Annotated in this window: 14 protein-coding genes; 4 read left to right on the top strand and 10 right to left on the bottom strand. The window is 71.3% G+C overall.

The window, feature by feature from the left end; genetic code table 11:
- Positions 1 to 10: 10 nt before the first annotated feature.
- Genes DW296_RS07835 through DW296_RS07820 form a run of 4 tightly spaced genes read right to left on the bottom strand, consistent with a single transcriptional unit; the run spans position 11 to position 4,625 of the window.
- Positions 11 to 1,519, bottom strand: a complete 1,509-nt coding sequence (locus DW296_RS07835) for a glycoside hydrolase family 3 protein (protein WP_136051768.1) — start codon at positions 1,517 to 1,519, stop codon at positions 11 to 13.
- Positions 1,516 to 2,349 carry a carbohydrate ABC transporter permease gene (locus DW296_RS07830; protein WP_025104419.1) on the bottom strand — a complete coding sequence of 278 codons (834 nt, stop codon included), beginning with the start codon at positions 2,347 to 2,349 and terminating at the stop codon, positions 1,516 to 1,518. Before DW296_RS07830 ends, DW296_RS07835 begins: the two co-directional genes overlap by 4 nt.
- Positions 2,346 to 3,320 carry a carbohydrate ABC transporter permease gene (locus DW296_RS07825; protein ID WP_025104420.1) on the bottom strand — a complete coding sequence of 325 codons (975 nt, stop codon included), beginning with the start codon at positions 3,318 to 3,320 and terminating at the stop codon, positions 2,346 to 2,348. The genes DW296_RS07830 and DW296_RS07825 overlap by 4 nt, the downstream gene beginning before the upstream one ends.
- Before the next feature lie 15 nt (positions 3,321 to 3,335).
- Positions 3,336 to 4,625, bottom strand: a complete 1,290-nt coding sequence (locus DW296_RS07820) for a sugar ABC transporter substrate-binding protein (RefSeq protein ID WP_025104421.1) — start codon at positions 4,623 to 4,625, stop codon at positions 3,336 to 3,338.
- Positions 4,626 to 4,772: 147 nt separating this feature from the next.
- Between DW296_RS07820 and DW296_RS07815 the strand changes: the two genes are divergently transcribed.
- From DW296_RS07815 to DW296_RS07800, 4 genes are all read left to right on the top strand, one after another.
- Positions 4,773 to 6,038 carry an LCP family protein gene (locus DW296_RS07815; protein ID WP_136051767.1) on the top strand — a complete coding sequence of 422 codons (1,266 nt, stop codon included), beginning with the start codon at positions 4,773 to 4,775 and terminating at the stop codon, positions 6,036 to 6,038.
- Positions 6,039 to 6,067: 29 nt separating this feature from the next.
- Positions 6,068 to 6,928, top strand: coding sequence for a spermidine synthase (locus tag DW296_RS07810; protein ID WP_136051766.1), 861 nt, complete (start codon positions 6,068 to 6,070; stop codon positions 6,926 to 6,928).
- A gap of 81 nt (positions 6,929 to 7,009) precedes the next feature.
- Positions 7,010 to 7,537, top strand: coding sequence for a hypothetical protein (locus DW296_RS07805; protein ID WP_136051765.1), 528 nt, complete (start codon positions 7,010 to 7,012; stop codon positions 7,535 to 7,537).
- A gap of 43 nt (positions 7,538 to 7,580) precedes the next feature.
- On the top strand, positions 7,581 to 8,069 hold the full coding sequence (locus tag DW296_RS07800) for a SprT-like domain-containing protein (protein WP_060922339.1): 489 nt from the start codon (positions 7,581 to 7,583) through the stop codon (positions 8,067 to 8,069).
- Between the two features lie 31 nt (positions 8,070 to 8,100).
- Here DW296_RS07800 and DW296_RS07795 read toward each other — a convergent pair whose 3' ends face one another.
- The 6 genes from DW296_RS07795 to DW296_RS07770 form a co-directional block, all read right to left on the bottom strand.
- Positions 8,101 to 8,637: a DUF3054 domain-containing protein gene (locus tag DW296_RS07795; protein WP_136051764.1), complete on the bottom strand. Its 537-nt coding sequence runs from the start codon at positions 8,635 to 8,637 to the stop codon at positions 8,101 to 8,103.
- Positions 8,638 to 8,663: 26 nt separating this feature from the next.
- A complete protein-coding gene (locus DW296_RS07790) occupies positions 8,664 to 9,323 on the bottom strand; it encodes a 2-phosphosulfolactate phosphatase (RefSeq protein WP_136051763.1) in 660 nt (219 codons plus the stop codon).
- Positions 9,324 to 9,341: 18 nt separating this feature from the next.
- Entirely contained in the window at positions 9,342 to 10,802 is a 1,461-nt protein-coding gene (locus tag DW296_RS07785; RefSeq protein ID WP_136051762.1) for an ABC transporter permease, read from the bottom strand.
- Positions 10,799 to 11,560 carry an ABC transporter ATP-binding protein gene (locus DW296_RS07780; RefSeq protein WP_136051761.1) on the bottom strand — a complete coding sequence of 254 codons (762 nt, stop codon included), beginning with the start codon at positions 11,558 to 11,560 and terminating at the stop codon, positions 10,799 to 10,801. The genes DW296_RS07785 and DW296_RS07780 overlap by 4 nt, the downstream gene beginning before the upstream one ends.
- A gap of 168 nt (positions 11,561 to 11,728) precedes the next feature.
- Positions 11,729 to 12,364, bottom strand: a complete 636-nt coding sequence (locus tag DW296_RS07775; protein ID WP_025104430.1) for a response regulator — start codon at positions 12,362 to 12,364, stop codon at positions 11,729 to 11,731.
- On the bottom strand, positions 12,361 to 13,542 hold the full coding sequence (locus DW296_RS07770; protein ID WP_136051760.1) for a sensor histidine kinase: 1,182 nt from the start codon (positions 13,540 to 13,542) through the stop codon (positions 12,361 to 12,363). The genes DW296_RS07775 and DW296_RS07770 overlap by 4 nt, the downstream gene beginning before the upstream one ends.
- Positions 13,543 to 13,593 lie beyond the last annotated feature (51 nt).

Raw genomic sequence — 13,593 nt, 5'->3', positions numbered from 1 at the left:
TGATCCCGTCTCAACCGGCGGCGGTCGTCCTCTGTCGCGGCCGGAACCGGCCGAGGAGCGCGTCCCGCGCGGTCTGTGCACCGAGCCGGCTGGCGGCACCGACCTCGACGGTGGGCAGCGGCAGCGGCTCCTGTGCGGGAAGGCCGACGTTCACGACGACCGCACCCGGGTCCCGGAGCGCGGTCCGCTCGATCAGTGCGCGCTGCGCCGGCTCCGTATCCGGCCGGTCCACGAGGACGACTGTCGTGCCGGTCGCCGCGGCGACCTCGTCGATCACGGCATCCTGCTCGGCCACGGTCCGTGCGGCCACGTCGAGCCGCACCCGGATGCCGTCTCCCGCGAGCGCCTCCGCGACGTACGCGGCGGCGCTGTCCACCGCGAGCGTCGAGCGACGTCGGGCATCGATCACCGCCAGGGCCTCCGCGGCCTCGGGGACGTCGCCGGCGAGCGACACGGACCGACGGACGATCTCGGCGGCGTCGAACGCGGTGTCCTCCTCGTCCGGGGTCGCGCTCGCGCGCAACCGGGCGGCGAGGGTCGACACCCGTGCGGCGGCCTCCTCGACGCGCTCCCGGGAGAGCGAGCCGTCGCGTAGCGCGGCGACGATCCCGTCGCGGGCGGCGAGGAAGTCCCGGCGGTCCTGGTCGGGAAGGGCGGCCTCGCCGGGGTTGGTCGGGTTGCCGATGCACAGCAGGTCGGCACCGGCGGCGAGCGCGAGGGCGGCGCCCCCGCCGAGTCCGACGGTCTCGCGGATCGCGGCCATGTCCAGCGCGTCGGTGATGATGACGCCCCGGAAGCCCCACTCGCGCAGCATGCCGAGCACGCGCGGGTTGAGGGTGGCCGGCTGCGCGCCCCACGCGGGCACGACGATGTGCGCGGTCATGATCGCGTCCACCCCCGCCTCGACGGCGGCGCGGAACGGCTCGAGGTGCACGCGCTCGTACTCGGCCACGTCGAGGGCGATCTCGGGCAGGGCGTGGTGGGAGTCGAGGTGGGTGTCGCCGTGGCCGGGGAAGTGCTTGACGCACGCGGCCACCCCGCCGTCCTGGATGCCGTCGACCGTGGCGACGACGTGGCGGGTCACCAGCGCCTCCTCGGATCCGAACGAACGCACCCCGATCACGGGGTTGCGGGGATCGGTGTTGACGTCGGCCACCGGACCGAGCACCACGTTCGCGCCGACCGCGCGCACGCGGCGGGCGAGCTCCGCCCCGGTCCGCTCCGACGCGACGACGTCGTCGAGCGCGCCGAGCTGCGCGGCGCCGGGCAGGGTGGAGCCGCTCCCGGACTCCAGGCGCGTGACGCTGCCGCCCTCCTCGTCCACACCGATCAGGGCGTCCGGGTTCGCGTCCAGGATCTGCGCGCTCAGCGCGGGCAGTCCCTCGCCGACGTTCTGGCCGAAGTACACGACGCCGGCCAGGCCGTCGCGCAGCTCCTCCACGAGCCAGGCGGGGGCCGTGGTGCCGAGGAATCCGGGCCAGAGCACGCCGTTCGCGAGACGCTCGAGCTCGTCGGTCATCCCTTCACCGCCCCCGCGACCATGCCGGCGGAGAGCCGGCGCTGCACGATGACGAAGAAGATCATGACGGGCACGGTGATGATCGTCGAGGCGGCCATGATGCTGCCCCAGTCATTGGAGTACAGGCCGAAGAACGACTTGAGGCCGATCGAGACCGTGTACTGGTCGGTCTGCGCGCCGAGGATCGTCATGGCGAAGATGAACTCGTTCCACGCCGTGATGAAGCTGAAGATGCTCGTCGCGACGAGACCGGGCATCACGAGCGGCAGCAGGATCGAGCGGAACATCCGCCACCAGCTCGCGCCGTCGATGTAGGCGGCCTCCTCGAGCTCGACGGGGACGGCCGCGACGAAGCCGCGCAGCATCCAGATGCCGAACGCGAGCGACAGCGCCACGTAGACGACCATCAGGCCGATGATGCTGTTGAGCAGACCGAGGCTCTTCACCTGGAGGAACAGCGGGATGACCAGCGCCTCGAGCGGCACCATCTGCACCACGAGGATCATCATCAGCACCGTGGTGCGGAACTTGAACCGGAAGCGCGCGACGGCGACCGCCGCGAGCAGGCAGACGATGGCGCTGACGAGCACCGTGACGAGGGCCACGATCGCCGAGTTGCGCAGGTACGTGCCGAAGCCGCCCTCCGTGAGCACGAAGGCGAAGTTGTCCCACGTGAACTCCTGCGGGAGGAGCGACTGCCCGCCGCTGGACGCCTTGGCGTCGAACGCGCTGGAGACCATCCAGTAGACGGGGAACAGGGTGAAGACGAGGACGGCGGCGACGCCGATGCCGAGTCCGATACGTGACCGGAGCCTGGGGCGGGGGTTCACAGCTCGTCCTCCTTCATGAGGGAGCGGATGTAGACGATCGTGATGCCGATCAGGACGAGGGTCAGCAGCACCGCGAGCGCGGCGCCGAACCCGTAGCGGTTCTGACCGAACGACTCCACGTACGACCACACGCCGAGGTTGAGCACCTGACGGTTGCCGCCACTGCCGCCGGGCATGAGGTAGACCTGCGCGAAGACCTTGAAGTCCCAGATCGTCGACAGGATGATGACGACGGAGAAGACGGGCTTCAGCGTCGGGAAGATGATCTTCCAGAAGCGGCGCCACGCGCCGGCTCCGTCCAGCGCCGCCGCCTCGAGCATCTCCTTCGAGACGCCCAGGAGCCCGGCGAGCACGGTGATGGCCACGAACGGGAAGCCGTGGTGGACGACGTTCAGCAGCACGATCGCGTAGAACGACCACTGGTTGGTGAACCAGTTGACCTGGCCGTCGATGAGGCCGAGGTCCTGCAGGACGCTGTTGAAGATGCCGCGGTCGGCATCGAAGATGAAGGTCCAGACGTACGTGCCGGTCACGGCGGGCATCGCCCACGCGACCATGATGCAGCTGGAGACGATGGTGCGCCACACGGTTCCCAGGCGCGCCAGCAGCAGCGCGACGAGGGTTCCGAGTGCGACGGTGGTGAACACCGCGACGGCCGCGAAGCCGACCGTGTTGGGGAGCACCACCGTCCACAGGGTCGGATTGGTGAGCGCCTCGGCGTAGTTGGCCAGCCCGATCCAGTTGCTCTCACCGGTGTTGATCTCGCGCAGACCATAGTCCTGCAGCGAGTAGAGGAACACCTGCACGAGCGGCCAGAGCATGAGCCCCGCGAGGATGATCAGCCCGGGGGCGAGGAGGAGCCAGGGGCGGGCCGTGACGATCGAGAGACCCCGACGCTTCCGGCCGCCGGCCACGGAGGCGGAGGAGGGCTCCGCCTTCGTGGCCGGCAGTGGCGCTTGCACCATCGACATGGAAGGAATGGTTCCTTACTGGTTGAGCAGTTCGGTCATCTCGGCGGCGGCGTCCTTCGTCGCGGTCGCGACGTCCTTCTGCCCGCTGAGGATGGCCTGGATCATGGCGTTGGTGGTCTTCTTCGCCTGCACGGCGCCGAAGTTCGGCGTGACCGGGACGGACGCGCCGCCGTCGACCATCTGCTCGGCGAACGGAGCGACGAGCGGGTCGGTCGAGGCGAGAGCCTCCTCCATCGCGGACTGGACGCCCGGGAAGTAGCCGGTCTCGTCGGACCACTGCTCGGCGAACTCACCGGTGGTCATGAGCTTGACGAACTCCCACGCGAGGTCGGCGTTCTTCGTGGTGTTGAACACCGACAGGTGCGAGCCGCCGAGCACGGAGGGCGCGATGCCGCCGTCCTGGCCGGGGATCACGGCCGCGCCGATCTTGCCCTCGAGCTCGGGGTTGGCCTCGATGAGGGCGTTCGGCGTCCAGGAGCCGGAGAGCATCATCGCGACGTTGCCCTGCGTGAAGGCGTCCCGGAGGTCGGTCTCCTTCCACGTGGTCGCACCGGCCGACGAGAAGCCGTGCTCGGTGGCCAGGCCCGTGTAGAACTCGATGCCGGCCTGCGACTCGGCGCTGTCGAGCTCGCTGGTCCAGGTGTCGCCGTCCTTCGTGGCGATCTCGCCGCCGGCGCCCCAGACCCAGGGGTAGACCTGGAACTCGGCGTCACCCGCGACGGGGAAGGGCAGCATGTCGGGCTTCGCGGCCTTGATGGCCTCACCCGCGGCGACGATGTCGTCCCAGGTCTTCGGAGCCTCGAGACCGAGCTCCTCGAAGACGTCGGTGCGGTAGACGATGGAGCGGACACCGGCGTACCACGGCATGCCGTAGAGCTCGTCCTCGTAGGTGCCGGCGACGGCGAGGCCCTCGACGAGGTCGTCACGCAGGCCGTCCTCGGCGTCGACGTACTCGTCGAGCGGGAGGAGCGCGCCGGCGTCGGCGAACTCCGCGGTCCAGGTGGTCCCGGTCTCGGCGATGTCCGGGGTGGTGCCGCCGGCGATGGAGGTGACGAAGCGGTCGTGGGCGTCGGCCCACTGGATCTCCTCGATGGTGACCTTCGCGCCGGTCTCCTCCTCGAAGGCGTCCGAGACCTTGTCGTAGAACGCGGTCGCGTCGGGGTTGGTCCCCTTCATGATCCAGACCGTCAGCTCCTGGCCCTCGCCATTGGTCGAGCCGTTGTCGCCGCTGCCGCCGGCGCAGCCGGCCAGAGCGATCGTGGCAGCGGCGCCGAGCGCCACCGCCGGAAGAATGCGCTTGTGCATGGGGGGATCTCCTCTTTGAAAGTCCAGGTGTGCATCGGGTGCGTACCGGGGATAGGAAAAAGTATTCACGACTAACTAATTCCCTGCAAGTTCCTCCCAGAATCGTCACACCGCCGTAACATCAGGCCTCCGCGGTAGGCTCCCCGCATGCCCCGCCGAGGATCAGACGCCGACCGCCGCCCCCTTCCCCGGCACGCACCGCCGTCGACGCGCAGCCGGACCTCCCGGGTCCTGCGGGGCCTCGGGATCGGGCTCGCCGTCGTCCTCGTCTCGACCGTGGCGGTCGCGGGATTCCTCGTCTGGGATGTCTTCAACCGCGTGGGCGACGGGGCCGTCACCCTGGAGGGCGCCCCGCAGGTCGACCCGCCCACGCTCGGCGCGTATCCCGACGACAAGGCCTTCAGCATCCTCATCGTGGGGACGGACGAGTGCGGCCCGAAGGCGACGGCACTCTTCGACGAGCGCTGCGCCGAAGCCGACGGCCGGAGCCGCAACGACGTCAACCTCCTCGTGCACGTCTCGGCGGCGCCCCGGAACGTGACGGTCGTCTCCCTCCCCCGCGACCTAGGCGTCCCCGTTCCCGAGTGCACCCGCGAGGACGGCTCCGTCGCGTCCGCGATGGAGAAGGCATCGATGAACGCGCTGTTCGAGCACGCCGGGCTCTCCTGCATCGCGAAGACCGTGAGCGATATGGGCGACATCCCGGTGGAGTTCGCCGCCAAGATCAGCTTCGACGGCGTCATGGCCGTCACGGACGCGATCGGCGGCGTCGAGGTGTGCATCGCCGGCGACGGCATCCGCGATCGCCACACGGGCATCGACTGGCCGGCGGGCATGCGGACGGTCTCGGGCGTGGAGGCGCTCCAGTTCATCCGCACCCGGCACGGCGTGGGGGATGAGAGCGACCTCGCGCGCATCTCCAACCAGCAGCAGTACATGTCGCGGCTGGCCAGGAAGGTGCTCAGCGAGGACACTCTGACCGACATCCCCAAGGTGCTTCGACTGACGAACGCCATCGCCGACAACATCGATCCCAGCGACGAGCTCGCCGACCCGCTGCGCCTGGCCCAGCTCGCACTCGCCCTCAAAGATGTGAACTTCAGCGACTTCGTGTTCGTGCAGTACCCGAACGTCGTCGACCCGTTCGACGACGACAAGGTCGTGCCGGACGAGGAGGCCGCGGCAGCCCTGTGGGACGCGGTGCGCGCCGGCCGCCCCCTGGAGCTCACCGGCGACGTGACGACGCATCGCGGCGTGGAGCTGGTCACCCCCGCGCCCACGGCGCCGGAGACGCCGGAGACGGAATCCACTCCCGAGGCGAGCGCGACGCCGGACGCGCGCGCGACGCTCCCACCGGAGGTGTCGGGTCAGACCCTCGAGCAGGAGACCTGCGCGGTGGGCAACCAGCGCTGACACTGGTCCACGCGGCTAGGCTCGACGGCATGGGACGGACGCGATCACGGGACGCCGAGCACCCGCAGGCCCGCCTCGACCACGGCGGCCTCGCTCGCATCGTCCCGTCGGAGTTCACGAGCGGCTACGAGCTCGTCGTGGACGACACCCCGCAGTCGCACGTCGATCTCGACGACCCCACGCACCTGCACTTCGAGTACATCGTGCGGATGGGGGCGGTGATCGATCAGCTCCGCGACGGTCCGCTCACCGCGGTGCACCTCGGGGCCGGTGCCCTCACCATCCCCCGGTACATCGACGCGACCCGCCCCGGATCCCGGCAGCAGGTCATCGAGCTGGAGGCCCCGCTGGTGCAGCTCGTCCGTGAGCACCTCCCCCTGCCGAAGGGGGCGGCGATCCGCCTGCGGATCGGCGATGCGAGGGAGGGGGTCCGGAAGCTCCCGGGGGCGCTGGTCGGCACGTGCGACCTCGTCGTCTCGGATGTGTACTCGGGCGCGCAGACGCCCGCCCACCTCACGAGCGTGGAGTTCTACCGGGAGCTCGCCGCGCTGCTCGCCCCCGGCGGCGTCCTGCTCGTCAACGTCGCCGACGGTCCCGGTCTCGCGTTCGCCCGTCGACAGGCCGCGACCATCGCCGAGGTGCTCCCGGAGATCGGGATCCTCGCCGACACCCAGGTGCTCAAGGGCCGCCGCTTCGGCAACCTGGTGGTGGCGGCCTCCGCCGCCCCACTCCCGACGGAGTGGCTGCCCCGGATGCTCGCCGCGGGTCCGCATCCCGCGAAGATCGCCCAGGGGGACGAGGCCCGCGCCTTCCTCCAGGGCGCCCGGATCGTCACGGACGCCGACGCCGTCGCGTCCCCGCGACCCGATGCCTCGCTGTTCCTGCGCTGACGTGGCGCGCCGCCCCGAGGACCGCGGAAGCGGCAGGCAGACTGGACGGGGACAGGTGCGGGGACGCGCGGAAGGAGAGCAATGAGTTTGATCCGGGGATACGACCAGGAGAGCCTCCGCGAACGGGTCGATCTCGACGAGTGCGCCGCTCGCCTGGCCGAGATCGAGGAGCAGCGCAGCCTGCCCGCCCTGCTCGAGCGGGTCTGGCTGCTGAAGGTGCTGGGACGCCTCGACGACGCCCTCGCGCTCGCCGACGAAGCCGTGCGGCAGGCCCGGATGGCCGGCACCCGCAAGGACGTGCTCCGCGCCCGCGTGCTGCACGCGACGATCCTGCAGTATCGGGGCGCGCACGCCGCGGCCGAGCAGGAGCTGGCGACCTGCGCCGCGGAGGCGGAGGGGCAGCGCTGGCTGTCGATCGCCGCGTTCGCCTATCAGCACCACGGCAAGAACGCCTACGACGCCGAGGACTTCGAGACCGCACGGGAGAGCTTCAAGCAGTCGCTCTTCCTGCGGCGCGAGTCCGGCGCGGAGGACCGGGAGCTGGAGACCGTGCTCCTCGCCATCGAGGCCGTGGAGCGTCGTCGTCCGGCGCAGCTCGTCGCCGGCTGAGCCGATGCGCCCGAGTGTCCGCGGCATGCCTTAGCCTGAGCGCATGGCGGAACTTGACCGCGTGCGCGTCTGGGGCGAGGCACTGATCCGGTTGCATCTCGACGACAGCTGGTCGTTCGACTTCGACCATGCCAAGCGTCGCGCCGGCCAGTGCGACTACACGCGCAAGCGCATCACCGTATCGCGGTATCTCGCCGCCCGCTTCGAGGACGACGAGATCCATCAGGTGCTCCTGCACGAGGTGGCCCACGCCCTCGCCGGGCACCAGGCCGCCCACGGCCCCACCTGGAAGCGCGTGGCCCGCGACCTGGGCTATGTCGGCGGCACGACGCACCGCGGGGAGACCGCCGTCGAGCTCGCTCCGTGGGTGGGCCGCTGCCCTGCCGGTCACGTCACGTATCGACACCGCCGACCGAGTCGGGCCACGTCCTGCGCCCGGTGCTCCCGCACGTTCGATGCCCAGCATCTCTTCGCCTGGACGCGCCGCGAGATCACGACAGACGCCCGTCTCGCCGCGCAGGCCCCACGCTGAGGGCCGAGGGAGCGGGGTCGCCGCTCTCGCTTCAGACGGAGGAGCCGCCGGAGTGCGGCCGTTCCTCGGACCCGGAGGCGTCCTCCTCGGCAGGCGCGGTGTCCTCCGCGTCCGCGTCAGCGTCCGTCGGAGCAGGCTCTGCGGCTGCGTCCCGGTCCGCCGCGGAGTCGACAGGACCGGGGCGTCCTGTCTCGGTCTCGGTCTCGCGATGGCTGCGGCGTCGACGGACGAGCGCGGCGAGACCACGCCAGCCGAGCAGGAACACACCGAGCACGAGCGTCGCCACGATGATGAAGGGCACCTCCGCGGTGTCTCCGCTGAGCAGCCGCAGCAGCACGCCGCCGACGACCGTCACCGCCCAGACGACCGCACCCCAGGACAGCGACCACGGCCGACGCGGCCGCCCAGGGAGCAGCAGCGCGGCGGCGTGTCCCAGCAGCAGGGCCACGAGGAAGGGCCAGGCCGTGAGGAGGAACCCTGCCGGGTCCTCCTGGTGGGAGGCGCGGCCGATGGCGGCGAAGACGAGGACGAGGACGGCGTCGACGAGCAGAGCGGGGAGGAACCTCATTCCTCGACCCTACGCGGGTCGCGTGCTCACTCGAAGCGCGTGAACCGTCCGTCGCGCAGAACGGGGACGGCGTCCACCGCGTCCAGGACGGCGGCGTCCGCGGTGCTGGTCGGCACCAGTCCGGCGGCCCGCATCCGCTCGGTCGCCGAGACCCCGGCCTGCAGCTCGCGCCCGGAGCCCGTCGCGCCGATCAGGTGCTTCAGTGCACGACGCAACGCGCGGAACCCCTCCGCAGCCACGGCGGCGTCCGGGGCGGTGTGGTCGATGCCGAGATCGGTGAGCGCCGCCGCGATCGCTCCGGCCCCGAGCTGATCCTCCACGGCGACGCGCAGCTCCCCCGCGGCGTCGACCTCGCCGGCCGGGATCAGCGCCACCGAGGTGCGACCCTGGCGGCGTTCCTGCTCCACCTGCACGGCTCTGGCCACGGCACCGGCGTTGCGGATCGCGCCCAGCAGGACCGTGGCCCCGGTCGGGACGGCGGCTGCCACCGCCGCCCCGTTCCGCGACCATTCGAGGGCCCCGTCCAGTTCGACCTCCGCTCCCGCGGCCACCGCATCGGCGACCGTCGAGGAGAACCGGAGGACGTCGATCACCACGACGACGTCGGCCGGGGCGAGGCGGGCGAGCCCGGACACCCCCCAGTCGAGTCGGACCTGGTACGGGGACTGATCGAACGGCGACGGCATCCGTCCAGCCTAGAGCCGTCAGTCGGCGGCGAGCGCCTCGACAGGGGCCACCCTGGTCGCCAGCCGGGTCGGCGTCGCGGCGGCCACGAGCGTGAGCAGCGCGGTCGCGGCGACGATGATCACCACGGGAAGCCACGGCACCTGCGGGGCGACCAGCCCGGCGGGCGTGAACTCCGGAAGCACGGGCACGGAGCCGAGCAGCGACTGGGCCGCGATCCACCCGTACAGCACCCCGAGCACGAGACCGGTGAGGGTCGCCGCCACCGTGATGTGCGTCGCCTCCAGCAGCACCATGCGGCGCACCTGCCGGTTGGACAGACCGATCGAGCGCAGCAGTCCGAGCTCTCGGCGCCGCTGCACGACGCCGATGGTCAGGAGGTTGACGAGGCCGACGGCCGCGATCACGGCCGAGACGGCGACGAGCACCATCATGATGGCCGCGAAGGCGTCGTACGGCGCGAAGAACTCGGCCGGGATCTCCTCGGTCGTCTGGCTCGTCATGAGACGCTTCGACGACTCCAGCGCCACCGCGAACATCGTCACCAGCGTCACACCCATGACGACGCCGATGGCCATCCGCGACGACCGCTCCGGGTACCGCAGGGCGTTCTCGGCCGCGAGACGGGCTGTCGCGCTCGACCCGAACAGGCGCCCCACGAGCCGGAGCACCGGCGGCATGAACAGCACCGACCCCAGGGCGAGCCCGGTGAAGGAGAGGATGCCGCCGAAGAACGCGACCACGACACCGAGCGGCGTGACGAGTCCGAGGACGACGCCGCCGGCGAGCAGAGCCGCGCCGGAGATCAGCAGGACCCAGGCCCCGACATGGCGGCCCTTCCGCCCGGAGACCTCGTCACGGGTGCGCTCGACGGCACCGCCCAGAGCCTGCAGCGGCGTCACCGCGAGCACGCGACGCGAACCCACCCAGGCGGCCGCCCAGGTGGTGAGCGCGACGCCGACCGCCGGGAGGGCGAGAGCGGGCTGGGCGAGTGAGAAGGACGACGGCGAGGTGGCGACGAGCTGTCCGCCGAGCTGGACCGCCGCCGCGGAGAGGAGGAGTCCGGCGAGAAGGCCGAGCCCCGCGCCGAGGAGCCCGACGACGAGCCCCTGCCGACCGACCTCCGCCCGCTGCGCACGAGCCGTCGCCCCGATGAGACGCATCAGCGCGATCTGCCGGGTGCGGCCCGCGATGATCGTCGAGAACGTGTTCGCCGTGACGATCGCGGCCACGTACATCGCGACGGCGGTGAGCAGCACCGACAGGATCGCGACGACGACCGCGAGCGTGCCGCTGTCGCCGATGAACGGATCGGCCTGAAGCACAGCACCAATGTAGGCCGTGATCTCGACGAGAAAGACCCCGAACGCGGACGAGAGCGCGGCGACGAGGACGCTCGCGCCCATGCCGCGGTCGCGGAGCCAGGCCAGCCGGGGTCCGGTCGTCCGCGTCTCCGGGACGACCGTGGCGAGCGCGGTCATGCCGACACCTCCGCGGCGAGCATGTAGGCCGAGATCTGCTCCGCGGTCTGCCGCGGGTGATCCGCGACGATCCGGCCGTCGCCGAGGTAGAGCACCCGGTCGGCGTGGCTCGCCGCGATCGCGTCATGCGTGACCATCGCGATGGACTGGCCGTGCTCCCGGCTGGCGGACGCGAGCAGGCGCAGCACCTCCCGTCCGGTCTGGGAGTCGAGGTTGCCCGTGGGCTCGTCCGCGAACACGAGGTCGGGGGCGGTGGCGAGCGCCCTGGCGATGGCGACGCGCTGCTGCTGCCCTCCCGAGAGCTGATGCGGCCGGTGACCGAGGCGTTTGCCGAGGCCGAGCGTCTCGATGAGGCCGTCGATCCGTGCGCGCTCGATGGCGCTGGGGCGGCGGCCGTCGAGCTCGAACGGCAGCAGGATGTTGCCGAGGGCATCGAGCGTGGGGACGAGGTTGAACGCCTGGAAGATGAACCCGACGCGGCGGCGGCGCAGGATGGTCAGGTCGAGGTCGCCGAGGCCTGTGATCTCGGTGTCGCCGATCCACGCCCGTCCCTCGGTCGGGCTGTCGAGGCCGGCCATGATGTGCATGAGGGTGGATTTGCCGGATCCGGACGGACCCATGATGGCGGTGAACTGTCCGCGGCGGATGCCGACGCTCACGTCGTCGAGCGCGCGGACGGTCCCCTCGCCCGAACCGTAGGTCTTCTTCAGGTGCTGGACGCGGGCGGCGAGCCCGAGGTCGGTGGTCGTGATCTCCATGACGACGACGCTATTTCCGCACTCCCGCTCGTCGCGTCGCCCGCCGGGAGCATCCCGCTACATCGGGAGGATGATCCCGCGTCCTCCCGACCCACCCCTTTGCGTTCCTCCCACCCCTCTACGGACCGCCGCAAGGGGCCGGGTCGAACGGAAGGGGGTGGGTCGGCGTCAGGCGAGGCCGTGTTCGAACGCGAACACGACGAGCTGTACGCGGTCGCGGAGGGCGAGCTTCGTGAGGATGCGGCTGATGTGGGTCTTCACCGTGGCCTCGCTGAGGAACTCCCGCGCGGCGATCTCGGCGTTCGAGAGTCCCCGGGCGGCGAGCGCGAAGATCTCCCGCTCCCGCTCCGTCAACTCGGCGTACTGCGGCGGCACGGGCTTCGGAGCCTCGGCGAAGTGCTCGAACAGCTCGCGGGTCGCCGAGGCCGCGATCACGCTCGACCCCGCGTGCACGGTCCGGATCGCGGCGAGCAGGAACTCCGGATCGGCGTCCTTGAGGAGGAAGCCGCTCGCCCCCTGCCGGATCGCCCGCGCCGCCGCCTCGTCGAGGTCGAACGTGGTGAGCATGACGATGCGCGGGGGTTCCGGGCGGGACAGGATCTCCGCCGTCGCGGTCAGCCCGTCCATCACCGGCATCCGGATGTCCATGAGCACCACGTCCGGCCGGGTCGCGGCGACCACGTCGAGAGCCTCGCGCCCGTTGCCCGCCTCCCCCACGACCTCGAGGTCCGGCTGGGAGGCCACGAGCATGCGGATCCCGGCCCGGAACAGCGCCTGGTCGTCCACCAGCACGACTCTGATCACTGCGGGGCTCCGATCGGAAGGCTGCTCTGGACGACGAACTGCGCACCACGGCGCTCGGCTTGCAGACTACCGCCCACGAGCTGCGCCCGCTCGCGCATGCCGATGAGCCCGTGACCTCCGGGGGTCCCCGGCGTCGACTCGGGCGAGACGGTGTTGCGCACCTCGATGTCGACGCGATCCGGGAGCCACGCGAGATGCACGTCCACCGCGCCGTCGCCGTGGCGGATCGCGTTCGTCAGCGCCTCCTGAAGGATCCGGTAGACCGCGAGCTGGATGGCCCCCGGCGGCTCCCCCGGAGGCATGGGGTCGACCGTGACCCGCGGCTCGATGCCGGCCTGGCGCACCTGGGCGAACAGCGTCTCGAGATCGGCGAGGGTCGGCTGCGGACCGTCGCCCTGCCGATGACGGAGCTGGGTGAGGAGCATCCGCACGTCGCTCAGTGCTCCGCGGGCGGTCTGCGCGATCGTGCCGAGGGCCTCCGTCGCGATCTCCGGCTTCACGGCCGCGGCATAGCGGGCGCCGTCGGCCTGGGCGATGACGACCGCGAGTGAGTGGGCCACGACGTCATGCATGTCCCGCGCGATGCGCACCCGCTCCTGCTCCTCGGCGGCCAGGGCCTCGGCCTGCAGCTGCGCCGAACGCGTGCGCCGGTTGCGCAGCACGACCCGCCAGAGGAGGCCGCACACCCACGCGAACCCCAGCGCCATGATGGAGGCCGCGACGAGCAGAGTGCCGCCGGTCACGAGCTCCCATCCGCTGCCGGAGCCGAACATGACGCCCCCGACGACGACCATGTACAGCGCGGCGACGATGCCACCCACGATCACCGATCCGAAACCCCACCAGAGCACGCGGCGGGTGCCCCACGCGGAGGTCGCGTACAGCACGAGGAGGATCGCGAAGTCGGTCGGCAGCGGCCCGAACCCGGCGAGCATCTGCACGATGGCTCCGGCCCAGGCGGCGGCGAGCGCGAGACCGGGGGCAAGACGTCCGATCGCCACACCGCCGAACAGGAACACCGACGACGCGACGAGGCCGATCGCACTGCCCGCCGACGAGGCCTCCATCCCGGGCTGCGGGGCGTAGAAGACGATCCCGAGCGGCGTGAGGAGCGCGAACAGCAGCACCGCCCCGACGATGTCGAGGACGAGGCCGGTACGGGACAGCGGACGGATCACTCCCCCACGCTACGCGAGCGGCTCGGGGCCGGCATCCGTCGCGGGATGTAT

The organism is Microbacterium sp. K36 (genome assembly GCF_004794355.1).
Classification (GTDB): Bacteria; Actinomycetota; Actinomycetes; order Actinomycetales; family Microbacteriaceae; genus Microbacterium; species Microbacterium paraoxydans_D.
This window is presented reverse-complemented; position numbering and strand designations above follow the sequence as displayed.